This is a genomic window from Arcicella gelida (assembly GCF_034931025.1).
GTDB lineage: Bacteria > Bacteroidota > Bacteroidia > Cytophagales > Spirosomataceae > Arcicella > Arcicella gelida.
Window position 1 is genome coordinate 38,733 of record NZ_JAYGIL010000011.1, and the last position, 24,302, is coordinate 63,034.

The following is a 24,302-nucleotide window of genomic DNA, read 5'->3' on the forward strand; positions in this document are numbered from 1 at the left end:
ACAAATGCTTATGTTGATAAAGTATCATAGCTTAAATGAAGCTGATTAAGAGTAAATATGCAATTTATTATTAGTATTTCAATAGATTTTATGGTAAAATACAGTAATTAAGTGTATTTTCTAAGTTTTAAGTAACCGTACCTTTTCGAGTATTTGATAATTTAAGTTGAATTTGTATTATTATTAGCCATATTTTGTTTGGTATTATAATGATGTCTTACTAAAACTAAATTGAAAAAAAACCAATATAATTTGCACTGAATTCAAATTTCATTTTACATTTGTGTCAAACTTTAGGGGTGCCTTAATACAACGGGCTGAGATTATACCCTCAAAACCTGAACGGCGTAATTGCTGCGTAGGAAAAAGTAAGGCAGAAATTTCATTTCAGATACGATTTTATTATCGTTTTTAAAATCACACTGCTTTTCTTGATTGTGCTTTCAAAAGGAAACGTCCATCAATTCTGGGCTGTTTACTATTGCGTAAAATAGATTCCTGTTTAGGTGTACAACTAAACTTGAGCTTTATTTTTTGCTTTCAGAGCCAATTATTCCCTCATCAAATTACTTCATTTTTTAGGTCTTCTCTAAGGTTCATTTGTTTTTAAATCTTAACATAAAACTAATGACTGTCTTTGTAAATGACGAAATTTTGGAGTTTTCAGATACTCCTACATTAATCAAAATATTTGAAATTCAGCAAATTACAGAAATACGTGGACTTGCCGTTGCCATCAACGAAGAAGTGATTCCTCGTGTACTTTGGACTGAAACCCTTCTTCAAAATAATGATAGATTAATGTTGATTCGTGCTACACAAGGCGGTTGAGGTTTCAGAAAAAACTAATGAAAAACACAAAGAAAACTGAAAAAACACCTCAGACTGAAACCATCAGTCGAGCAGCATTTCCTGCATCCCAAAAAGTATATGTACAAGGGCAAATCCATGATATTCAAGTAGCCATGCGTGAAATTTCTTTGTCAGATACTTTGGTGAATGGTAAAGCAATTTCCAAAAATGCACCTGTAACGGTTTACGATACAAGTGGGCCTTTTACAGACCCAAACATTGACATTGATGTAAGAAAAGGCTTACCCAGATTGCGTCAATCGTGGATTGTAAATCGTGGCGATGTGGAAGAATTAGATTCAATTACTTCTAATTATGGTCTTGAGCGTTTGGCAAATCCAGCTTTGGATTCACTTCGTTTTGAACATTTGAAGAAACCATTAAGAGCGAAATCAGGACAAAATGTTTCGCAATTGCATTATGCCCAAAAAGGCATCATTACGCCAGAAATGGAGTATATCGCCATTCGTGAAAACCAGAAAATTGATGCTTTGAAATCAATTGGTCATCAGCACGAAGGACATAGTTTTGGAGCAAATACGCCAAAAGGTTTAATAACGCCAGAGTTTGTACGTTCGGAAGTAGCGATGGGCAGGGCGGTAATTCCCAGTAATATCAATCATCCAGAAAGTGAACCGATGATTATTGGTCGTAACTTTTTAGTAAAAGTAAATGCTAATATTGGTAATTCTGCGGTTTCGTCGAACATTGAAGAAGAAGTAGAAAAAACCGTTTGGGCTTGTCGCTGGGGAGCAGATACCATCATGGATTTATCGACAGGGAAAAATATTCATGAAACTCGTGAATGGATTATTAGAAATTCTCCCGTTCCCATTGGAACAGTACCGATTTATCAAGCTTTAGAAAAAGTAGGAGGGAAAGCCGAAGATTTAACTTGGGAGATTTTCAGAGATACTTTAATTGAACAAGCAGAACAAGGCGTTGATTACTTCACGATTCATGCAGGAGTTTTATTGAGATACGTGCCGATGACAGCAAAAAGAGTAACGGGCATTGTGTCTCGTGGAGGAAGTATCATGGCAAAATGGTGTTTGGCACATCATAAAGAGAATTTCCTTTATACACATTTTGAAGAAATCTGTGAAATCATGAAAGCCTATGATGTCGCTTTTTCTTTGGGCGATGGACTTCGTCCTGGAAGTATTGCCGATGCCAACGATGCTGCCCAATTTGCTGAATTGGAAACTTTAGGAGAATTGACCAAAATCGCTTGGAAACATGATGTGCAAACCATCATCGAAGGGCCGGGTCACGTGCCAATGCACTTGATTAAGGAAAATATGGACAAGCAATTGAAAGAATGCCACGAAGCACCTTTCTACACACTTGGTCCATTGACGACCGACATTGCTCCAGCTTATGACCATATTACTTCGGGAATCGGTGCAGCTATGATTGGCTGGTTTGGCTGTGCGATGCTTTGTTACGTAACGCCAAAAGAACATTTAGGTTTGCCGAATAAGGAAGATGTAAAAGTAGGAGTGATTACTTATAAAATCGCTGCACATGCTGCAGACCTTGCCAAAGGACATTATGGTGCGCAAATTCGTGATAATGCTTTGAGTAAAGCTCGTTTTGAATTCCGTTGGGAAGATCAATTCAATTTATCGCTCGACCCAGATACTGCTCGTGAATATCACGATGAAACTTTACCAGCCGAAGGAGCAAAAATCGCACATTTTTGTTCGATGTGTGGACCAAATTTTTGTTCGATGAAAATCACGCAAGAAGTACGTGATTATGCCGAAAATATGGGTGTAGAAGAACAAGAAGCATTGGCAAAAGGTATGGCAGAAAGAGCTAAAGTATTCGTTGAAAACGGTGCGGAGGTGTATATTTAATTGTGATTTAGTGAGTTGTGATTGAGTGATTTTTCTATTAGCAGGCGAATTAATTCGCCTGCTAATAGAAAAATCCTGATTGAGAAAGTTTAAGAGAATACAAACATTAGCTTTGTTATTTTTGATAGCGAACTTAGTACAAACCCGAATTTGTTTAAACCGCTTCATCATTAACTTACGTCTTTATTTTTTTTAATAAAAATAATCACTAATTCACAACTCAACATTCACTAAATAACCCAAAAATGCAAAAAGTAATTCTATCAAATCCCACTGATTTTGAAGGTGAAATCGCCATCATTGAGCAATTATTGATGGAGGAATCATTGATTTTTCACCTCAGAAAACCTGATAAAAACTTGAAACAGTTAGAGGATTTTTTAAGAAGTATTTCTCCGAAATTTTATAAAAAAATCGTTTTGCATTCGCATCACGAATTAATCAAAAAGTATAATCTCAGAGGAATTCATATTACGGAAGCAATCCGACAAAATATGGATGAAGCAGTAATGGCAAACATGATTAAGCTGTTCAGAAAGAGAGGTTTAACAGTTAGCTTTTCTTTACATACTTTGAATGCCATCGAGAATTTAGCTTTTAAAGCTGATTATGTCTTTTTGAGCCCTATCTTAAAAAGTATTTCAAAAACAGATTATATCGGAACTTTTACAATGGATGAATTGCAGTTTTTCTTTCAAGTTCGGAAAAGTAATACGCCTGTTTTTGCTTTAGGGGGAATTCGAGAAGAAAATAAAGACTTCTTGGAAAGGATTGGTTTTGAGGGTTTTGTATTGATGGGTTCTGTCTGGAAACCTTATATTTAATAAGAAATTAAGATGAAAAATAGACCTTTTGTGTTAAGTATTGCAGGATTTGACCCAAGTGCTGGTGCAGGAATTTTAGCAGATATAAAAACTTTTGAACAGCAAGAAATCTATGGTTTGGGCGTTTGTTCTGCCATTACTTTTCAAGACGAAAGCTATTTTGAAGGAGTAAATTGGCTCGATAATGAGCAAATTATTCATCAAGCCAAATTACTTTTTGACAAGTATGCTATTGATTTTGTAAAGATTGGTTTGATTCAATCTTTACAAGATTTAGAAGAAATCATCAGCACACTTTTAAGTTGGAATCCAACGCTCAAAATCATCTGGGACCCGATTCTAAAAGCAAGTGCAGGTTTTGATTTCCATTCAGAAATCAACGTGGTTTTATTAGAAAAAATCTTGAAAAAGATTTATCTCACCACGCCCAATTTGCCCGAAGTAAAGCAATTGATACAAGGCGAATTTTCGGATGAAGAAAAGGCTCTGAAACTCAGTAAATTTTGTCAGGTCTATTTAAAAGGTGGACATTCAGAAAATGCCTTTTGTGAAGACATTTTATTCGTCAAAAATCAAAAATTTTACTTCAAATCAGAGAAAATTCCAGACGGAGAGAAACATGGTTCGGGCTGTGTACTTTCTTCGGCAATTACTGCTAATCTGGCAAAATCTCTTTCTATTCAGCAAGCTTGTGCCAATGCCAAGCAGTACATGAATCAAATTTTAAAGAGTAATCCCAATTTATTGGCTTACCATTTTCAGACATGAAGATTTCAAAATTACATTATATCACACAAGATTTAGCCCACATTCCGCATTGGGAACAAGCCCGTTTGGCTTGCGAAGGCGGAGCAGATTGGGTGCAACTCCGAGTAAAAAATCAAGATTTTGATACTTGGAAACAAACAGCTTTGAAAACACAAGCAATTTGTAAGGCTTTCGGAGCAACTTTGATTATTAACGACAATGTACAAATCGCTAAAGAGATTCAAGCCGATGGTGTGCATTTAGGCAAAACCGATGCTTCGCCTATTGAAGCAAGAGCTATTTTAGGCGAAAATTTTATCATTGGCGGTACTTCTAATACTTTTGAAGACCTCTCTTTTTTGCATGAAGCCAAAGTGAATTATATCGGTTTAGGACCATTTCGTTTTACCAAAACTAAACAAAATCTAAGTCCGATCTTGGGTTTAGAAAAGTATCAAAGCCTTTTAACGAAATGTAAAATAGCAGGATTGAATTTACCGATTGTAGGCATAGGAGGCGTTTTGTTGAGTGATGTGGAAGATTTATTGTTGGCTGGTTTGCATGGAGTAGCGGTTTCATCGGTGATTAATTTAGCTGAAAAACCTTCGGAGGTAACAAGTGATTTTATGAAAGCTTTAAACGAAAAATACCATGTTGAACATTGCGAATAAAGAATTTTCATCCAGACTTTTTACGGGTACTGGCAAGTTTTCATCATTGACTTTGATGGAAGAAAGTTTGTTGGCTTCTGGTTCTGAATTGGTAACAGTAGCTTTAAAAAGAGTGCATTTACATCAACAGACTGATGATATTTTGAGTCACCTGAGCAACCCACAGTTCAATTTATTGCCCAATACTTCGGGCGTGAGAAATACCAAAGAAGCAGTTTTTGCCGCACAATTAGCTAGAGAAGCTTTGGAAACCAATTGGTTGAAATTAGAAATTCATCCCGACCCCAAATACCTTTTACCTGATGCCATTGAAACCTTGAAAGCAGCGGAAGAATTGGTGAAATTGGGTTTTGTGGTATTGCCTTACATTCATGCTGACCCTGTTTTGTGTAAGCGTTTAGAAGAAGTTGGCGTGGCGGCTGTGATGCCTCTTGGTTCGCCAATTGGAACAAATAAGGGTTTGAAAACAATAGATTTTTTAGAAATCATCATCGAACAAAGTAATGTACCTGTGGTGGTTGATGCTGGTATTGGCTCGCCTTCGGATGCCGCTAAAGCGATGGAATTGGGTGCGGATGCGGTGTTGGTGAATACGGCGATTGCCGTTTCAGAAAATCCTGTGCAAATGGCTAAAGCCTTTAAAATGGCAGTTGAAGCAGGAAGAATGGCTTATGAAGCCCGACTTGCCCCAAAAACAAATCACGCCATTGCCAGTAGCCCGCTGACGGGATTTCTTCATTAAATTGTGAATTAGTGATTGTTTTGAGATTAAAATAAAAATATTTCAAGAGAACTCTTTTTAAGAAGAAGTACTCTCTAATTACCAATCATTACCGTGAAAGTCTCAGAATTATCAATTTTGTTTGCTCAATAACTAATAAATAAGTCCTAAATAAGGTTGAAATTACTTTTAGACTAAAATTGTAGTGGCAACCCTTGCGGTTGCCTCGCTTGAAACGGCAACTGCAAGAGTTGCCGCTACAACAAATTCTTAATTTAGGCAATATTTTGAGTACCAATTGAATACTTTGTACAGTACCACTAACTCACTCAAACATGAATTTCTTTCAAAATATTTTCCAACAATACGATTGGGCGGAGGTTCAGCAGAGTATTTTGTCGAAAACTGCTGAAGATGTGCGTCGTGCTTTAAATACTTCTCGAAGAAATTTAGAAGATTTCAAAGCCTTGATTTCGCCTACCGCCATGCCATTTTTGGAAGAAATGGCGCAAATAAGTCAGCAATTAACACAAAAACGTTTTGGTAAAACCATTCAAATGTACGTTCCTTTGTACTTGTCGAATGAATGCCAGAATATTTGTACTTATTGCGGTTTTAGTTTTGATAATAAAATCAAACGAAAAACACTGACAGATAAAGAGATTTTAGCAGAAGTAGAAGTACTAAAAGCTATGAATTATGACCATGTTTTATTGGTAACAGGCGAAGCAAATCAGACTGTTGGCGTGCCTTATTTGAAGAATGTCATCAAATTGATTCGTCCGTTTTTCTCGCATATTTCAATGGAAGTACAACCTTTGGATGAAACAGATTATACAGAATTAATTGCCGAAGGCTTGAACACAGTGTTGGTTTATCAAGAAACGTATCATCAAGAAGATTATAAATTGCATCATCCCAAAGGTAAAAAGTCTAATTTTGAGTACAGAATTCAAACGCCCGACCGCTTGGGAAAAGCAGGAATTCATAAAATGGGTTTGGGTGTTTTAATTGGTTTAGAAGATTGGCGAACGGATTCTTTCTTTACCGCTTTGCATTTAGATTACTTAGAAAAACAATATTGGCAAACGAAGTACTCTATTTCTTTTCCGAGATTAAGACCATTTTCAGGTGGACTTGAACCAAAAGTAGTAATGTCGGATGCCGAATTAGTGCAATTGATTTGTGCATACAGAATTTTTAAGGAAGAAGTAGAACTTTCAATTTCAACGAGAGAGAACGAAATTTTTAGAAATAACATTATTAAATTGGGCATTACTGCCATGAGTGCGGGTTCAAAAACTAATCCGGGTGGTTATGTTGTTGAGCCTGAATCGTTAGAACAATTTGAAATTTCAGACGAAAGAAGTCCCGAAGTAATTGCCAAAATGATTGAGCAACAAGGCTATGAGCCTGTTTGGAAAGATTGGATTATATTTAGTGATTATTTTTCAATTGTGAGTTAGTGAATTGTGAATTAGTGAGTGATACTATTTGTGACTGAGTGAGTTGTGATTGAGTGATTTCTAAATTGAAATAAATGAATTTTTAGGGAACTCAATTTGGATAAACCTCCTTTTCAATCAATAATTCACTAACTCACAATTCACTAAATAAGTTAATGTAATGGATTTTCAGCGTTATAATCGGCAAATAATTTTACCAGAAATTGGTTTAGAAGGTCAGCAAAAACTGAATGATGCACGAGTATTAGTGATTGGTGCTGGCGGTTTGGGCTGTCCGATTTTACAGTATTTGGTTGCGGCAGGAGTAGGAAACTTGGGCATTGTAGATGCTGATACGGTTTCTATTTCTAATCTTCAAAGACAAATACTTTATACGACTGCCGACCTCAATAAAAATAAAGTTGTAGTTGCTAAAGAACGTTTATTAGCCATTAATCCAACTATAAATATTGAGATTTTCTCAGTCAATCTTCATACGGAAAACGCCCTTGAAATCTTCAAAAAATACGATATTATCGTAGATGGTTCAGATAATTTTGCTACACGTTATTTGGTGAATGATGCTTCTGTGATGCTGAAAAAGCCTTTTGTTTCAGGTTCAATTTTTAAGTTTGAAGGACAAGTATCGGTATTTAATTTTCAAGATGGACCAACTTATCGTTGTTTATATGCTGAACCTCCAACGGCTGGAAGTGTGCCGAATTGTTCTGAAATAGGTGTGATAGGTACTTTGGCAGGGATTATTGGAACAATGCAAGCAGCAGAAGTAATTAAAATGATTACGGGTGCGGGCGAAGTATTATCTGGAAAGTTGTTGGTTTTCGATATGCTTTCGATGCGTTCGCAAATTATTAAATTTAAAGCTGTATCTGAAAATAAAAACATTTCAACATTGCTTGATTACCAAATATTATGCGGTGATTTTCCAATTGAAAATACTGATTCAATTGACAAAGAAAAGGTAGAAGAATGGTTGGAAGAGGATATAGATTTTCAACTAATTGATGTTAGAAATCCACACGAATTTGAGCGTGATAATATTGGTGGAATCAATATTCCTTTAGATGATTTATTAGAAAGTATTGAGGAGCTTGAATTAGAAAAAGAAATTGTTTTTTGTTGTCAAACAGGTTTGCGAAGTGCCAAAGCCATTGAATTATTGAAATCAGCAGGAGTGGAGGGAAGGTTTTTGAATTTGGTTGGTGGAATTTGGTAGGCTCTTATCTGTGTATCTGTTAATGATTATCAGTTTTAAACTTGATGTAAGTTTATTTAAGCACTTTTGGACAAGTTATTAGTTAATTGGTTGGTTTTCAATACATTGATGATAATTAAGGTGTCAGAGAACTTTTGCTCGACTACTTAAAATAAGTAAAATACAGATAACAGATTTCAAATAACAGTTAACAATTCCCACAAAACAAAAAAGCCGAAACCAAATTAGCTTCGACTTTAAACATTAACCATTTTTATATTTTTATCATTCCTGCCAAGGAATTACTTCGCTATCTATTTTGTAAGCTAAGAGAAAAAAACCTCACAAATATACTTATTTTAAGTACTTAATTTTGCAAGTCTGTGATAAACTTCAACAATATTACGAATATCATAATCGTAATATTGTTGAAGCTTTGATTTAAGTAAGTACGCAAAATTATTGTTTATAGTCTATTATGCTTTTTTAGGATGTACAATCTGTTGCGGTAACCTTTACGGTTACCGTTTCTTATTTCAGTCAAACGGTTTAACCTTTGCGTTTACTCTTTCTTATTTCAGTCAAACGGTTTAACCTTTGCGTTTACTCTTTCTTATTTCAGTCAAACTGTGTAACCTTTGCGTTTACTCTTTCTTATTTTGGTCAAACAGAGTAACCTTTGCGTTTACTCTTTCTTATTTTGGTCAAACAGAGTAACCTTTGTGGTTACTCTTTCTTATTTTGGTCAAACAGAGTAACCTTTGTGGTTACTCTTTCTTATTTCAGCGAACGGTAACCGTAAAGGTTACCGCTACACATATTTTTCTATTGGTATAATTTTAAAATATCAGAAAATATATGGTCTATTACTTAAATTGATCTTGTACAATTTTAGATTCATAGCTTAATAGAAAACGAAAAGAAAACCCTTTCAAGGTAATAAATGTACCTGAAAGGGTTTTCTTTTTAAACAATAAAAATCATCAAGGATGAAAGCCTAAAACTATTCAAACTTATTATTGACTGTTGTTCCTTGCCAAGTATCCGTTCTGAATGAATTGGCTGGTAAACCTTCTGAATTAAATAAATTAGCATCCATTGGCGAATCTGCCCAAGCGTATCTTACGGCAACAGCTTTTTGTCCTTTTGGATGATATACCACTACTTTATTATCAACAATTTCAGCTTTGGCGTAATAGAAAACTTTGTCTTCTCCAGCAATTTCAAAGCCTTTTAAGTATCCAAACTTATCGTTTACTTGTAAGCCTTTGGCAATATGTTTGAAGCTAACAGTAGCTTTGGCATTATCAAAAGCAACAGCGTTAAACATCGGAGAACTGTATTCAATGTTTTGTCCGAAATCTTTTTTTAAAGCGTTTATTGCTAAACGATGTCCAACGTCTTGTTTGTTGGTTGGGTGAATATCATAAGGATTTCCAATGTCTGTAATTACAGCCATTCCAGTTTTAGGAAGTGAAAGCGTCATTGTTTGTGCTTCACGCAATTCTGCCCAATTACTTCCTTGATTACTGTTTTGGTAGCCACCATAATTGGCTAATTGAACAAAGTAAAAAGAGAAATCATCATTCCATTTTTTACGCCAATCTTCAATCATTAATGGAAAACTTTGGCGATATTGATAAGCTCTGCCTGCATTGGTTTCACCTTGATACCACAATGAGCCACGAATGGCAAAAGGGACAATCGGTGCAATCATGGCATTATAAATTGTTGTACCAATATTATTACTTAAATGTACATATTCGTGTGGTTCAGCAAAAGCTGGCATTAATCGCCAACCGTTTGCAATGGCAATTTTTTGATTGTTTGCCTCAACATACAAGTCATTGGCAGAGCCTTGTAATCCCAAACCATACCAAGGCAGACTAATCATTTTTCCGAATTTAACAACGAGTTGATTCGTTCCTGTTTTCCAAGTATTTACTGGAACGGTAATTTTACGAACACCTTTGATAATACCTGCCGACACTAATTTTCCATTGATATAAATCTCATTATAACTATCGTTTTCAGCCAAAGCTAAAGTTGATTGTTGATTCACAAATTCTGCTGGCACATCAATATATCGAGCCATATAACCTGAACCACGATACGCCCAAATGCCTTTCCAATCCCATTGTCCCATCGGATTGTCCGCATAATGCCATTTTGAAATATCATAATTAGCTTCCAAATATTTCTTCTCGTCAGCTACAGTCGGGTTGATATTTGCTCCTAAAAGTTGTTTCTGTACTTTTTGGTCGTGGAAATGGTCAGCATCTTTCCAGTTGTTTGGTAAGTTTTCTGCATAACTTTTTAGTTCGCTGTTGCTCAACATTGCTTCTTTACTAATCCAACCTTCTACTTGCGAACCACCCCATGAAGAATGTACCAAACCAATAGGAATATTTAGTTTTTGATATAATTCACGAGCAAAGAAGAAACCAACCGCTGTAAAATCACCAATGGTTTCGGCAGAAGCTACTTTCCACTCGCCCGTTTTTAAATCAGCTTGCGGGGTCATGGTAACGTCATGTTCTACGAAGAAATGTCTGATTTTTGGATAATCAGCATTTTTCTTTTCTTCTTGAAAGTTATTGGCTTGCGAGGTTCTCCATTCCATGTTCGACTGCCCCGAACATAACCAAACTTCTCCAATCAAAATGTCGTTTACGCTAACAGTACCAGATTTTGCAGTAGCCGTCATTTTATAGGGTCCGCCAGCTTCTAAAGGAGAAAATTTAACCGTCCATTTTCCAGAAGCATCAGCTTGTGTGTTTTGAGTTTGTCCAGCCAAAGTAACATTCACTTTTTCATTCGCATTTGCCCAACCCCAAACAGGAATCGGTTTTTGTCTTTGTAATACTACGTGGTCGGAGAAAAGCCTAGCCAATTTTACTTGTGCAAGGCTTGTTGCAGAAATAAATGTTAAGCAGATAAAAAGGATTTTTTTCATAATAGAGAGTGCCAGATTAATGTTTCGTCGAAATTACAAGAAAGGCTTTATATAATTGCAGGTTGTTGTTGGGATTGGTTGAAATTGTTGAGGTATTGATATTTGTACTTTGTCACTACTTGTGTTCATTAGTCATAAAGCCAGATTCTTAAGTCCCGACCTATTGAATCTGGCTTTACCTTCTACCGCTTTCACTCAAAATAATTTGTTATTCATGCCATGAGTATTTACTCTTTTCACTTGTTTTTAATAGTTTTGCCATTTTCATCATAGTCCCAACCTCTACTCCGAAAACCGTTTTTGTCATACTCTTGGTAACGCCCATAGTTTACGCTTTTTAAATAATACCCAATGGAAGAAATTAACCCGTTGTCGTGGTAATAAATAACAGTCCTAAAATTTCTGTTAGGATCTATTGTTTCTTCTCTTTGAATCTTGCCAAGTCTGTTGTACCCTCTTGATATGATTGTCTTTCCATCGCTATCATAAACGGTTTCATGTTGAACTTGAACTCTTTTGTAAACAAAGTTTAAAGAATCTTCTGTTTTGTAGAAGTCCTCTATAAGTAGCTTTTTCCAACTTTTTTCAATGGTGGAATCATAATATAGTCTTGATACATTCGAGGGTTTCCCTTTTTGATAATAATCTTCATCATAAATTTGACCTGATTGATAAAACCATTCGGATTTTCCATCTAAAGTGTCGTTGATATATACTTGATGACAAAAAAGCTTTCCGTTTGGATACCAAATTTTTCTTTCTCCATTAAGTTTTCCGTTCAGATAATTTTCTTCAATTTCAATGTTGCCATTTTTGAAATACTCTTTTCTTATTTCATTCTCGAATTTTTGCGTATCATGTTTATATAGATTTCTAAGGCTTTGCAATTCATAAAAACCGCTACCATATTTCCAATCTCTCGTTCCGTCTATTGCTTTATATCGTCGATTTCTGTCACAAGCCTGTATTGAAAGTTTGCCATTAATGGTTTTACCAAATAATATCCATTCTTCGCCATTTGAAACCCCGATGTCGCAGGAAGAGTTTTTTGATAATTCAAAAATTGTATTGATTTTTTCTCCTTTGAAGAGTTCTAATACTTCAAAAGTTAATAGTCCGATGGCTAAGATGTCATTTTTTGAGGGCTTCTTGTAAATTTTGTCGTCAATTATTTTAACATGAGCAATAAAGTCATACTCTTTCATTTGTGGCAAACTGTCGATTGTCAAATGGTTTATACAATAGCAAGCAGTAGAAGTTTGTCCAAAGCAACTTGTCAATATCAGTGCTGTAATAATTTTCAGGTATTGTTTCATAGAATTGTTTATTATGATTTTATATTGCCAGAAGGCTGATTAATTTAAAGTGCTTTTATTGTTTTGAATTTGCCTTTGCGGTGTTTTTACGGGGTCGATATCATCCATCGTTCAAGACTGTGTCTTGGACGTTTGTTTTAATTCAGTTTCAAACTGAATTAAAGTTTAGCACAAGTGATGCTTTGCTTAATACTTGCATTAGTTGGGGAGGACTCAGCTATTAGTTTTTAAAATAACCTCTAGCTTTTAAGACTCCTGTTTTTTTTAGTTCAAACAATTCCTCTAAATAGTTACCATATACTGCAACTGCCTTGTTACCAACAATTTTATAGTATGGAGACGGATAGACAGTTTGTAAATAATTTTCTCTTGCTCCTACAATAGTAGTATTATAAGCTACATCCTCAGCAAAATCAATTAATTCAGGTTTGATATTACTGTTATCTTGATTTAAATAAAATTTATACGGACTTGCCCATTTGCCTTTTTTAGTTTTATAAACATCAAAGTATTGATATTTTTCATTATATAGCTTACCGTTCGATTTTGAAACGAATAACATTACATTTTTATATTTTGAAAAAGCTGGTACGCCATAATGGTCGTAAGCTTCAAACTTGATAGTGTTACCTTTGTAATCACCGTAAACATTTTGAATAATTCTGTACTTAGCTTTATAGGCACCATCCATTAATAAACCTCCTTTTTCAAGCTTTGGCTTAAATTTATTGACTTTTATTTTCTTTCCAACAAATACATAAAGGCTATCTTCTTTTCGCTGAGCCAAAGAAGTAAAATACGATAAACAGAATAGGTTAAATAGAAGGAATAATTTTTTCATGGCTTGTTAAATACTCGTTTAGGACTGTGTCTTGGACGTTTGTTTTAATTCAGTTTCAAACTGAATTGAAGTTTAGCACAAGTGACGCTTTGCTTAACACTTGCGCTAGTTGGGGAATGTTTTAATGTCCGAATGGTAGTTTTTCTCCAGATATAACCTTGGGATTTATACTAATCCAAATTTGATTACGTGCATCATCAGTGTATCCGATAACAACTCCATTCACGAAACTTTCTAAAGCTGGATAAACAGTATCATTATCAAAGTCAATAACTGTAATAATTCCGAGAACTTCTTTGTCCCCTATATCTAAAAATACTCCAAACGGTCGATGAGCAATAACACGACATTCGAGTTTTTTCCAGATTGGATATTTTTTCTTTATTTCATTCCAATCTACTTCTTTATGATTTATTAATTCATTCAACATAGTTACTTTTGATTGATGTTTTTAGTTGTATAGTCTTTCTTCAAACACTAAAACTGGTCGAAAGTGTCTGCTAAGACAAGTTGGGATAGATATAAAATCTAATATTTTCACTTTGATAATAACATACAATGAATAAGATTATAGCTTTCATCATGATTTTTATGTATTCTATTTTGGGCTATTCATGTTCCACTGAAGAAGATATTACTGGATATGTAAAATTAGAAAAGACTAATGATAAGTGTTTATTTAAAATTACATTAATAAATAAATCATCCAAATATTACTTTTTAGAGCCATTATCGGATTTATGGGGAGGACTTAAAGTTAATACAAATAATGGAAGCCTTGACGGAGAAGATTGGCATTTCAGTAAAATGGTGTATGAAATATATAATCCTAATCAAAGATTTAAGATTCAATATCAAAAATAGATTGCTAGTTCCGTAGGTTAGAAAACAAGTAATGTGATTTAGAAATCTATGTCACATCCTAAACATCAAAAAATGAAAAAACATATTAAATTCCTATTGATACTTTTGGCTGTAGCGGTATCCTGTAGCGAGAAAAGCGGTTATACTAAATTGAATAAGTCTTATACAGTCAGAGAGAATCTAATAAAAAACATTAAGCCCAATATCCCAATATTGTATTGGAAATATGTTTGGACTATATCAAATAAAGCTATGTATGAATTTGGAGATAGTAATTTACTTAAAAAATATAAAGTAGCAGAACCTAACTATGGTTTTTTCCCTGAATGCTTCCCAGGAATGTGTTATTCTTATATCATGTATATTGATAAAAATGGAATAAATTATGTAACAAATGAGCAATCCCTGAGAAAATTTATTGGGAGAATTGATAATGTTTCGGAAGCAATTTTGATAGGCAGAACAGAAGGACTTGGAGTTGATTCTAAAAATGCTAAGGGTGGTTCATATAAAAAAACTAAAACGGGCTTTAAATTAAACATGGCAAAATCTAAGAAGTGTCCCATAGAATACGAATCTATATTATTTGAAATTGATTTTAATGGGAAGTATAAAATGAAATCAAATGGAGTTTATAAAACTTTACCGGGTTGTATCATCTCATAAAATGTTAAACAATTGTCTTAATATTTAATACTCTATTCTGGTCGTAGCTGATGTTACGACAGAATAGAAGACTACTTTGTTATTTCCTCCCACTTCAATTCTCCCACTTGAAAAATTGATGCCGATGGCTACTAACTTTTTGTTTTTAGCCGAAAAAGGCTGTAAATAACCTTTGTCTTTGATTTGTTGAATAGCCTTTTCTGCCGATTCATCTAATTTGAATTCTATGCAATAGACAACATCCTTCATCCGTATCAAAGCGTCCATTCTGCCATCCGAGGTTTGTACTTCCGATTGAATGTAAACGCCAAGTAGTGAGAAGGTCACCAATGTTTCCAAGTGTTCTTCTTTTGTGTGGAGTCCCCAAACGTGGGTTTTACCAAGTGAAGTTTCAATTTCAATACGCTCGTATTGTCTGTCATTATTTTTCTCTAATTGTCTTACCCAATTTTCAAAATAACTTAGGTCTGTCTTTTCGTCTTTGAACGATGATTTATTTTTGATTTTCATATTCCAATAAAATATAATTGAATGATTTTTGAGGCTTTATTGCGGTCAGAGACCGCATATTATAGATGGGTTTACGCCCTCGTTGGAGTTTTCTCCAACGAGACGAGCGTCAGCAACTCGCCATTAACTATCCTCAAGATAATGAGTTAAGAAACCAAACTCATCAATATTCATTTCATAAAAACGATAAGATGAGAACCAGTATTTATCGGGACTATCTGCCAGTAGCCACTTTCCTTTCAATGGATTAGCATGAATATAGGAGAGTTTTTGTTGAATAACTTTTCTTGAATATAAGTTTATACTCAAAGGGTTTCTTTCCCAAAACTGGTATTGTCGGTCAGTTAGATTTACTTCAAAATGGGATAAAACAGCAGGATGATTCTTGATTAAATCAAATTTGATTTGTTGAGCTGTGTATTTCAAAAAATCTCTTTGTACATCTTTCAGTAAATAGTTTTCATTGATTTTCCAAACTATGTGAATATGATTTGGCATAATCACAAAGCCATACACTTTTACTCGTTTATTTTCAACCAAGAATTTCAAACTATCAATAATGATTTGCTTATACTTATCAGGTTTGAGTAAAGGCTTCCACCATAAAATTGTGGCTGTAAAAAACTGTATGTAGTGATGATTCATAGCATTAAGTTGGTAGTACTAAAAGTTGATTTGTTGCTGACGCACGTTTTGTTGGAGATAACTCCAACAAAGGCGATAACTTAACCGAAACTGTCAACTTATTTTAGGACAAGACAATCGTGTTGTTGGTGAAAAAACACCAACAACGGCGAAATTTTATCAATATAAAAATCAGCATTAGTATCGCCTCTAAGTTCTTTGCTAAACTGTTTAAGAAAATCTGTTTTGAATGTACCCCTCGAATGCCAATTTGGTCCTGCATTTAAAAATTCTCTAATATCTTCTACGGACATCTTTTAATTAACTTCTTCCAATGTTATACAATCTAAATCTGACACAAGACATGATAGTAATCTGTCATAACCAACCAGAGAAAACATATATTTCATTGAACTAGTTTTTTCGCCATATGCCAAATGATAATTTAATTTTTTTTCATTCATAAACTCCCCGAAATTATTTGAAGGTACATACATCCCATTTTCTACAGAAAGAATACCTGTTAACTCTTGGATTTCTATTCTACAAGTCCTATACAAGGCTTCTATTTTATCTAAATAATAGCTTTTGAATGACATTCCATCTGTTCTAATTTTTATTAAAACTTCCTTATCAAAATCACCTAAATCTATATTTACTGTCAATAATCCTCCTGAATAAGTATAACTTTCAAGAGTTGAATCTCCACTATTTTCAACTATGTATTCTAAATTCAACATAAATTTATTTGTTAAAATAATTTATAAAATCACCCCACATACCTCGGGTAGTTATCTTGTCTTGAAGAAATAAGTGTCCTTTTACTCTCCCAATGTTATAGTTTAGATGAGGGAATGTAGAAGACCCTTTACCATTACCCCAATCTCCATGTCCCCAATAAACACTACCTTTTTCATTGCTCCACCCTATCAATTTACCACTTGCATCATACATTTTCGTAGTATTATGTCCCAATTGTTTTCTTGCCCAATTCATAGCATCGCTTCGATTGTCAAATAAATAATCCACCTTTTTCGAGGTTTTAAGTTGGTAGTACTAAAAATTGATTTGTTGCAGACGCACGTTTTGTTGGAGATAACTCCAACAAAGGCGATAAATTGCTGTACACGCTAAGTTAGATTCAATAGGTCGGGACTTGAGTCCCGACGTTAATTGACAAAAGGTTTTAGCCCTCGTTGGAGTTTTCTCCAACGAATCGAGCGTCAGCAACAAACCAATTTAATAGAATACAAAGTAACGAGTTGCTGACGCACGTCTTGTTGGAGATAACTCCAACAAGGGCGAAATCATATTCGCCAACGGCACTTAGGCTTTTATTCATTCCCATAAGTATAAAATTTAATTCTATTTATGCTCCTTCTATAATTTGTATTTCCTCTTCTGTTAGCCCGTATAATTGATAAACCATCGCATCTATTTCTTTATCTGTTTGGTCTATTTCGGCTTTGATGGCTTGTAATTTTTTGGATTCAGCCAAGAAATAATCTTCCCATTCAGCTTCTTGAGAAAGATTTAATTTTATTTTCTTTTTGGCTAATTCTCCGATAAATTCTTTAAAGGTAAGTGAATACCAGTTTTCTAATTTTGTAGATAGCTCGCTTAAATCAAATTTACGTTGAATCGTTCTTTGAAATTTTTGAGATTGCTCTTGTAAATTTTTATTTAACAAAAGCATCAAATCTGCTTTTTCAATGAATAGAGTTTGTTCAGTTTCAGAAATGTTTTTGACTGGAAATTTTCTTAGGTCATTGAGAATGATTTTGGGGAATAATTTTCTAACAGATTTAGCTGTGTTTTTTATAAAGTAATAAGAAAGTAATTTACTGTTCAGAATCGCTAAAATGTATTTTAATGAAATTTCAGAATTTTCTTTCTCGACAATGGCAATATTACTTCTATTGTATAGATAAATCTCTTCTGAATAGGTTGCGATTAAACATTTTGGGAAATTTCCAGTAATTTCTCTAACGATGATTTTTTTACCATTAAAAAGGTTAAAAGTTCTTGGTGCAGCTAAATGTTTTCCGTATTTCAAATACAATCCTGACCAATTTACATAATACCTACTAACATCCTTTCCATCTAAATATTTGAATGTATTTTCGTCAAATTGATAATCATAATCATAAGGTCTATTTTTTACATCTTCGGCGGTTTGCTTCGGTTCTCCTTTATCTTTTTCATACGCTTGTAATCCTGCTTTTATTTCTACTAAAGTATCTAACTCCTCAGAGTTGTTTGTAATTTTTAAGTTTAATTCATCGCTTTCATCATCTAAAAATACTTTAAATTCAAATCCTTCATTATTGGTAAATTCTGTTTGTTGTTTAGCATGAGAAAAATAAAATTCTTCTCCATTATTTAATAAAATTTGAATTGAATTTTCACTTTTTATTGCTTCTTTTTCAGCTAATAAAATAACGGTTTCTACATTGGCACTTTCAAAAGAATATCCTGTTAAATTGATAATTTGGTTTAATTTATTGGTTTCTAATAAGAATTTTCTCAAACCTTCACCTGAATACATCATTAACCAAGAGTTTGGAATAATCAAACCATAAATTCCTTTTTCTTTTAAAACATAAACGGTTTTTTCAATGAATAACAAATAAGTATTTATTTGATATTTTGCAGAAACAAATTTATTAACAAAGTAATCTTTTTCATTTTGGCTAAAATTATCTCTGGCAAAAACATACGGCGGATTTCCAATAATCACATCAAAACCACCTTTTTCAAATACTTGTGGAAACTCTGCTGCCCAATTAAATGCTTTATCTCCTGCAATTTCGGGTTCGTCAATCAGCGAATTACCACATTTAATATTATTGTTTAGGTCGTTTAGTTTTCTGTTGGGTTGTGCAGTACGAAGCCAAAGTGAGAGTTTGGCTATTTCTACACTTTCTTCGTTTAAATCAACGCCAAAAAGGTTATTTTCTAAAATACTTTTCGATACATCATTCAACACCATGGTATCGCCAAAGAGTTTGGCTTGGAGTTCATCCAAGTATTTATGTTCGTTAATTAGAAAATCAAGGGCTTGATTTAAAAATGCCCCAGAACCACAAGCGGGGTCACAGATGGTAAGTTGTAAAAGCCATTCACGATAAGTTTTGAGTTGAGCTTGCAGTTGAGCTTTTACCTCTTTTGTGCGTTTTTTATTATAGAAATAATCAGCATCGTTAATTGACAATTCCGCTTTTTTATCTAAGCAAAGCTTGCCTACGGTATTTTCTACAATGTATTTAGTGATGTATTTTGGTGTATAAAAAACACCATCTTTCTTGCGTTTGGTTTTTGCTTTATCAATTTCTTTGCCTTCTAATTGGGCTTGTATTTCATCTAATTCATTCAATGAATTTTCAAAAATATGTCCTAAAATATTTACGTCAACTTCGCTGGCAAAGTTGTAGGAAGAAAGTTTAAGGGTATGTTTATAAAGTAATTCATCACTTATTTGAATAGTATCTAATAATTCATCAGGCTTAAATAAACCACCATTATAAGCAAAAATGTCATATTTTGCTCCTTTATATCCATTATTCAAATATGTAAAATACTTTTTAAACCTTTCATATAATGGTCTATATTCATCTAAATCGTAAAGGGTTTTCCATCGCTCAATTATTTCAATTACAGAATTTGGTGGTAAGAGATTACTATCTTCGGCAAAAAACAGAAAGAGAAACCTATCTAATAATTTTTGAGATTTTTTAAAAAGAATGAGTGCATCAAACTGTGGATTGAGTTCAACCAAATTTTGGTGTAATTCTCTTTTAAACAAGGAGTAATCTTTGTAGAGTTTTTTGGTAATGGTATCTTCTTCACTTAAAGATTCTGCTTTTATCTTTTTGGGAATATTGTCTTTGATGGCTTCAAAAGAGAGGCATAAATAAAGTAATTCAAATTCAGCTTCCGCCAAGGTAAATAAATTAAATTCCAAGTGGTCGATGGCATTATCAATATAAAACCAAAGTTTTTCAAAATTGGAAGTAATCACATAAGTACAATTTACTTGGTTGTTTTTGTAGCCAAACGCTTGTACTTCAATTTTTGATAAGTCGGTAGTATCAGTGCCTTTGAGTTCAATTACGGCAGTAACATTTCCATTAATGATAATTGCACCATCAGATTTTTTACTGCCAACTACATTTTTGTTTTCTGTAATTAGATTAAAATTAGGCTCAGGATTAAGTTTGTAGCCCAGAATATTAACAAACAAATCTCTGAAAAAACCTTCTTGATACTGCTCTTCCTTGCTATTTCTGATATTTTCTTGAATGCCCGAATTGTGAAAATGTGCCTTAAAATTAGTGTATGCTTTTTTTAATAGCTCTTTGTTCAGCGTATTTGCGTATTTTTTGGTGACGGTGGTCTGAAAGAATGACATATTGTGTAAAAGAATGTAAAATGGTTTAATTGATAAAGGCTGTGAATATACATTTCTATTTCAGAATATTTTAATGTTTTAGGATATGTTTAGAAAAATCTTAAATAACTACGCAAAGGTTCAATACTCATGGCATGACTCATCTGATTTTTTTGAGCATCAATACTTTCTGTCAGTCATGCCATGAGTAAACACTGTTTCGCCCTTGGTGGTGTTTTTACGGGGTCGCCTTAGACCGCCAAGCCTTGCGTCAGCAACTCGCCAACTAACAAAACTCTAAAACTTGGTTTGTTGCTGACGCTTGTTTCGTCGGAGAAAACTCTAACGATTACAAAAAAATAACTTTATAGCATTAAATGTTGGTTTGTTGCTGAGGCTTGTCTCGTTGGAGAAAACTCTAACGATGGCAAAAATGGTAATTTCGCCCTTGGTGGTGTTTTTACGGGGTCGCCTTAGACCGCCAAGCCTTGCGTCAGCAACTCGCCAACTAACAAAACTCTAATACTTGGTTTGTTGCTGAGGCTCGTCTCGTTGGAGAAAACTCCAACGATGGCAATAATGGTAAAGTATTGTTTTTCTTGTGAGTTGATTTTACCGTATAATAAGTTTCTGAAAAAATATTGAGTTTTATTTTGTTTTTGTAATAGTTTATTTTTTAAATTTAAGTATCTAATAATCAGTCAATAATATTTTAGCTGATACGCCACTATAATTGGTTCAACATATATTAATTACTTTATTATTGAGTAATTATCTTTTTATCCATTGTTTTATTAACCTTAAACAAATATGCTCATGGCAAATCTACAAGACGGTGGCAACGCTGCAAACATCGCAAATTTCGAAAATCTTATTACTTATTGTTCCAATTTGGGCGCTACTTATAATCCCTCCAGAGATGCCCTCAAATCTCCTCAATTACAAACTGTATTAACTGAAGCACAAACGGTAATGGCTGAAATTATGGCATTAATTGCTGTATATGATATAGCTTTAGAAAACCGAAAAAAACTTTTTAGTAATGTTCGTCCTTTAACGAACCAAGTGTTTAATACTTTGTCGATTTCTGGGGTAGATGATGCGGTATTGGAAGGGGCAAAATCTTTTAAACGTAAGATTCATGGAAAAAGAGCCTCTGAAAAACCTGAACCAATAATGATTGATGGTGTGGCTACAGTACCTAAAACAAATTCTTCTTCTCAGACAAGTTTTAATTATTTGATTGAACATTTTGGTGCTTTGGTGGCTGTAGTGGCTAATCATCCTGAGTATAATCCTAATGAGGAAGAGCTAAAAGTGGCTAATCTTACACAATATATTAATCAATTAAAACAGGCAAACACAAGCGTGATTAATAGTCATGTTGCCTTGGATTTGGCAAGAGGGAAAAGACATCAAGTATTATACGGCGAGAAAACAGGTTTAGTAGATATTGCCATGGATGTTAAGACTTATATCAAAATAGCTTTTGGTATTAATAGTTTGGAGTACAATAAAATAAAAGGAATTTCTTTTAAACGCTTTGTTTAACTTTATTGGCAAGCCCCTTCTATACAGAGAAAGAAGGGGCTTTTTTATGCCTTAATTTTAGGAGTAGTTTAATATATAAGTTTTGATAAGTAATTGATAATAAATTAAAACCACTTTCAAAGGGCTTCCTGTAAGGTACTTAAATATAGTTGCCTTTTATTACTCAGAAATAACTAATTGGCAAAGTGCCGTAGTAATTGGTATAAAGGTGATAGTTAATTGGTAAAGTGCCGTAGCGATTGGTATAAAGGCGATAGTTAATAGGTAAAGTGCTGTAGTGATTGGTGTAAAGGCAATAGTTAATTGGTAAAGTGTCGTAGTGATTAGTGTAAAGGCGATAGTTAATAGATAAAGTGCTGTAGTGATTAGTGTAAAGGTGGTAGTTAATAGATAAAGTGCTGTAGTGATTAGTGTAAAGGTGGTAGTTAATAGATAAAGTGCTGTAGTGATTAGTGTAAAGGCGATAGTTAATAGGTAAAGTGCTGTAGTGATTAGTGTAAAGGCGATAGTTAATAGGTAAAGTGCTGTAGTGATTGGTGTAAAGGCGATAGTTAATAGGTAAAGTGCTGTAGTGATTGGTGTAAAGGTGATAGTTAATTGGTAAAGTGTCGTAGTGATTGGTGTAAAGGCGATAGTTAATTGGTAAAGTGTCGTAGTAAAGTGATATTGGCCAGTAGTCAACAAAAATCCCCAAAGTTGAAAAAGGTTTCAGCTTTGGGGATTTTTAATTATTAGAGATAAATATCTGTCAGCAGTTATTTATTTCACAGAAAACTTATAAACTGTAGTCGTTTGATACGTTTCGTTTGGTTTTAACACAGTGCTTGGGAAAGCTGGCTTGTTTGGAGAGTCAGGATAGTGCTGAGTTTCTAAACATAAACCAGAACGGTGTTTGTAAATAATTCCATTTTTACCTTTGATTGTTCCATCTAAGAAATTACCTGAATAGAATTGAATAGCTGGCTCTGTTGTTAGTACTTCTAATACTCTACCACTTTTTGGTTCATACACTGTTGCCGCAGATTTCAAAGTTTTAGTTGAATCTGTCAATACCCAACAGTGGTCATATCCTCCTCCAGCTTTGATTTGCGTATCAGTAGTATCGTTAATACCAGCACTGATTTTTTTAGATTTCAAGAAATCGAATACATTGCCTGCTACTGGTTTTAATTCACCTGTAGGAATCAAGGTTTTATCTACTGGTAAGAATTTATCAGCATTTAATGTTACTTCGTGCTCAAGAATATCGCTATCTAAATTACCATTCAAATTGAAGTAAGTATGGTTAGTTAAGTTAAGAACCGTTGTTTTATCAGTTGTTGCTTTATAGTCGATTTTTAAAGCATTGTCTTTTTGTAAAGTATAAACTACTTCTACAGATAAATTTCCAGGATAACCTTCTTCGCCATCTTTAGCAGTATATGTTAATTTCAAACCTGGTTCTTCACCTTCGATTGGCGTAGCTGTCCAAAGTACTTTATCAAAACCTTTTAATCCACCGTGCAAAGCATTTACACCATTGTTTTGAGCTAAAGTATATTCTTTACCTTCAAGGGTAAATTTACCATTAGCAATTCTGTTGCCATATCTACCGATTAAAGCTCCGAAATATGGAACGCCTTTTACATAACCAGCTACAGAATCACAACCAAGAATTACATCTTCATATACACCTTTATTGTTTGGAGCAGTCCATGAAACGACTGTTCCACCAAAGTTAGAAATTTTTACTTCCATACCAGAAGCATTTTTCAGGGTATAAAGTTCTGTTTCTTGTCCGTCAGGTAATTTACCAAAGCTTACTTTTTCAATCATATTATTGTTGTTTTCTTTTTTTGAGGTATTGCAAGATGTCATACCGACACAAGCTAATAAGAACAAAACAGCAGCTGTTTTTACTTGTTTTTTCATTGTTAAATATTGTTTTTGAGTTGATTTTTAAAATTAAGTGAAATCAAATCTAAGATTATGATGGCTAATCATGCTATTGGCAAAATATAAAGTATCACTTAAAAACATCATGCTTATTGTTTCATAATGTATTCAAAAATGTCATTAATTTTAAAGATTAATGACGTTTTTGAAAAATGCTGAATTAGGAGTGAGGACAATATTTACAATTTAGAATGTTGTAGCGGCAACTCTTGCAGTTGCCACACTTGAAACGGCAACTGCAAGAGTTGCCGCTACATTATAATTAATATTGTGCCTTTTTATACTTTATCATACCAATAAAATAGATAATG

General features: G+C 33.8%; 23 protein-coding genes and 1 riboswitch. Of the genes, 11 read left to right on the forward strand and 12 right to left on the reverse strand.

The genetic code is table 11. From position 1 onward, the window contains the following. The first annotated feature begins 285 nt into the window (after window positions 1-285). Window positions 286-382: riboswitch (TPP riboswitch) on the forward strand. Between the two features lie 245 nt (window positions 383-627). The 8 genes from thiS to moeB all read left to right on the forward strand — a co-directional run bounded on the left by thiS (window position 628) and on the right by moeB (window position 8,359). Next, window positions 628-831, forward strand: coding sequence for a sulfur carrier protein ThiS (thiS, locus tag VB776_RS10625; RefSeq protein WP_323328814.1), 204 nt, complete (start codon window positions 628-630; stop codon window positions 829-831). A gap of 17 nt (window positions 832-848) precedes the next feature. After that, window positions 849-2,714, forward strand: coding sequence for a phosphomethylpyrimidine synthase ThiC (gene thiC / locus VB776_RS10630; protein ID WP_323328816.1), 1,866 nt, complete (start codon window positions 849-851; stop codon window positions 2,712-2,714). A 245-nt stretch (window positions 2,715-2,959) separates the two neighbouring features. Continuing rightward, entirely contained in the window at window positions 2,960-3,538 is a 579-nt protein-coding gene (locus tag VB776_RS10635) for a thiamine phosphate synthase (RefSeq protein WP_323328818.1), read from the forward strand. A 12-nt stretch (window positions 3,539-3,550) separates the two neighbouring features. Then, window positions 3,551-4,306 (forward strand): hydroxymethylpyrimidine/phosphomethylpyrimidine kinase, encoded by a 756-nt coding sequence (locus VB776_RS10640; protein WP_323328820.1) that lies wholly within the window; start codon window positions 3,551-3,553, stop codon window positions 4,304-4,306. Then, window positions 4,303-4,956: a thiamine phosphate synthase gene (locus VB776_RS10645; RefSeq protein WP_323328822.1), complete on the forward strand. Its 654-nt coding sequence runs from the start codon at window positions 4,303-4,305 to the stop codon at window positions 4,954-4,956. Before VB776_RS10640 ends, VB776_RS10645 begins: the two co-directional genes overlap by 4 nt. After that, window positions 4,937-5,698, forward strand: coding sequence for a thiazole synthase (locus VB776_RS10650; RefSeq protein ID WP_323328824.1), 762 nt, complete (start codon window positions 4,937-4,939; stop codon window positions 5,696-5,698). Before VB776_RS10645 ends, VB776_RS10650 begins: the two co-directional genes overlap by 20 nt. Window positions 5,699-6,012: 314 nt before the next feature. Beyond that, a complete protein-coding gene (thiH, locus tag VB776_RS10655; RefSeq protein WP_323328827.1) occupies window positions 6,013-7,143 on the forward strand; it encodes a 2-iminoacetate synthase ThiH in 1,131 nt (376 codons plus the stop codon). Between the two features lie 160 nt (window positions 7,144-7,303). Beyond that, window positions 7,304-8,359, forward strand: a complete 1,056-nt coding sequence (gene moeB, locus VB776_RS10660) for a molybdopterin-synthase adenylyltransferase MoeB (protein ID WP_323328829.1) — start codon at window positions 7,304-7,306, stop codon at window positions 8,357-8,359. Window positions 8,360-9,341: 982 nt separating this feature from the next. On the opposite strand, the gene VB776_RS10665 is transcribed toward moeB, so the two are convergent. The 4 genes from VB776_RS10665 to VB776_RS10680 form a co-directional block, all read right to left on the reverse strand. Beyond that, window positions 9,342-11,294, reverse strand: a complete 1,953-nt coding sequence (locus tag VB776_RS10665; RefSeq protein ID WP_323328831.1) for a sialate O-acetylesterase — start codon at window positions 11,292-11,294, stop codon at window positions 9,342-9,344. A 236-nt stretch (window positions 11,295-11,530) separates the two neighbouring features. After that, the gene (locus VB776_RS10670) at window positions 11,531-12,610 is read right to left on the reverse strand and encodes a hypothetical protein (RefSeq protein ID WP_323328833.1); all 1,080 of its coding nucleotides are present in this window, start codon (window positions 12,608-12,610) and stop codon (window positions 11,531-11,533) included. 220 nt (window positions 12,611-12,830) lie between these two features. After that, on the reverse strand, window positions 12,831-13,451 hold the full coding sequence (locus tag VB776_RS10675; protein WP_323328835.1) for a hypothetical protein: 621 nt from the start codon (window positions 13,449-13,451) through the stop codon (window positions 12,831-12,833). 121 nt (window positions 13,452-13,572) lie between these two features. After that, window positions 13,573-13,881 carry a hypothetical protein gene (locus tag VB776_RS10680; RefSeq protein WP_323328837.1) on the reverse strand — a complete coding sequence of 103 codons (309 nt, stop codon included), beginning with the start codon at window positions 13,879-13,881 and terminating at the stop codon, window positions 13,573-13,575. Window positions 13,882-14,009: 128 nt separating this feature from the next. Here VB776_RS10680 and VB776_RS10685 point away from each other — a divergent pair, with 128 nt between their 5' ends. Both VB776_RS10685 and VB776_RS10690 read left to right on the forward strand, forming a co-directional pair. Continuing rightward, on the forward strand, window positions 14,010-14,315 hold the full coding sequence (locus VB776_RS10685; protein ID WP_323328839.1) for a hypothetical protein: 306 nt from the start codon (window positions 14,010-14,012) through the stop codon (window positions 14,313-14,315). 72 nt (window positions 14,316-14,387) lie between these two features. After that, on the forward strand, window positions 14,388-14,981 hold the full coding sequence (locus VB776_RS10690; RefSeq protein ID WP_323328841.1) for a hypothetical protein: 594 nt from the start codon (window positions 14,388-14,390) through the stop codon (window positions 14,979-14,981). Window positions 14,982-15,005: 24 nt separating this feature from the next. Here the strand turns inward: VB776_RS10690 and VB776_RS10695 are convergent, their stop codons facing one another. The 6 genes from VB776_RS10695 to VB776_RS10720 all read right to left on the reverse strand — a co-directional run bounded on the left by VB776_RS10695 (window position 15,006) and on the right by VB776_RS10720 (window position 20,526). Continuing rightward, a complete protein-coding gene (locus tag VB776_RS10695) occupies window positions 15,006-15,491 on the reverse strand; it encodes a PD-(D/E)XK nuclease domain-containing protein (protein ID WP_323328843.1) in 486 nt (161 codons plus the stop codon). Window positions 15,492-15,614: 123 nt separating this feature from the next. Continuing rightward, window positions 15,615-16,136, reverse strand: coding sequence for a transposase (locus tag VB776_RS10700; RefSeq protein WP_323328845.1), 522 nt, complete (start codon window positions 16,134-16,136; stop codon window positions 15,615-15,617). Window positions 16,137-16,234: 98 nt separating this feature from the next. Beyond that, window positions 16,235-16,429 carry a hypothetical protein gene (locus VB776_RS10705; RefSeq protein WP_323328847.1) on the reverse strand — a complete coding sequence of 65 codons (195 nt, stop codon included), beginning with the start codon at window positions 16,427-16,429 and terminating at the stop codon, window positions 16,235-16,237. Window positions 16,430-16,432: 3 nt separating this feature from the next. Continuing rightward, window positions 16,433-16,855 (reverse strand): hypothetical protein, encoded by a 423-nt coding sequence (locus tag VB776_RS10710; RefSeq protein ID WP_323328848.1) that lies wholly within the window; start codon window positions 16,853-16,855, stop codon window positions 16,433-16,435. Window positions 16,856-16,859: 4 nt separating this feature from the next. Beyond that, on the reverse strand, window positions 16,860-17,144 hold the full coding sequence (locus VB776_RS10715; RefSeq protein WP_323328850.1) for a hypothetical protein: 285 nt from the start codon (window positions 17,142-17,144) through the stop codon (window positions 16,860-16,862). Window positions 17,145-17,484: 340 nt separating this feature from the next. Then, a complete protein-coding gene (locus tag VB776_RS10720) occupies window positions 17,485-20,526 on the reverse strand; it encodes an Eco57I restriction-modification methylase domain-containing protein (protein ID WP_323328853.1) in 3,042 nt (1,013 codons plus the stop codon). A 795-nt stretch (window positions 20,527-21,321) separates the two neighbouring features. On the opposite strand from VB776_RS10720, the gene VB776_RS10725 reads away from it, so the two are divergent. Beyond that, window positions 21,322-22,056: a hypothetical protein gene (locus VB776_RS10725; RefSeq protein ID WP_323328855.1), complete on the forward strand. Its 735-nt coding sequence runs from the start codon at window positions 21,322-21,324 to the stop codon at window positions 22,054-22,056. A 159-nt stretch (window positions 22,057-22,215) separates the two neighbouring features. Here the strand turns inward: VB776_RS10725 and VB776_RS10730 are convergent, their stop codons facing one another. Beyond that, window positions 22,216-22,740: a hypothetical protein gene (locus tag VB776_RS10730; RefSeq protein ID WP_323328857.1), complete on the reverse strand. Its 525-nt coding sequence runs from the start codon at window positions 22,738-22,740 to the stop codon at window positions 22,216-22,218. Window positions 22,741-22,815: 75 nt separating this feature from the next. Beyond that, entirely contained in the window at window positions 22,816-23,967 is a 1,152-nt protein-coding gene (locus tag VB776_RS10735; RefSeq protein WP_323328860.1) for an aldose epimerase family protein, read from the reverse strand. Between the last annotated feature and the right edge of the window lie 335 nt (window positions 23,968-24,302).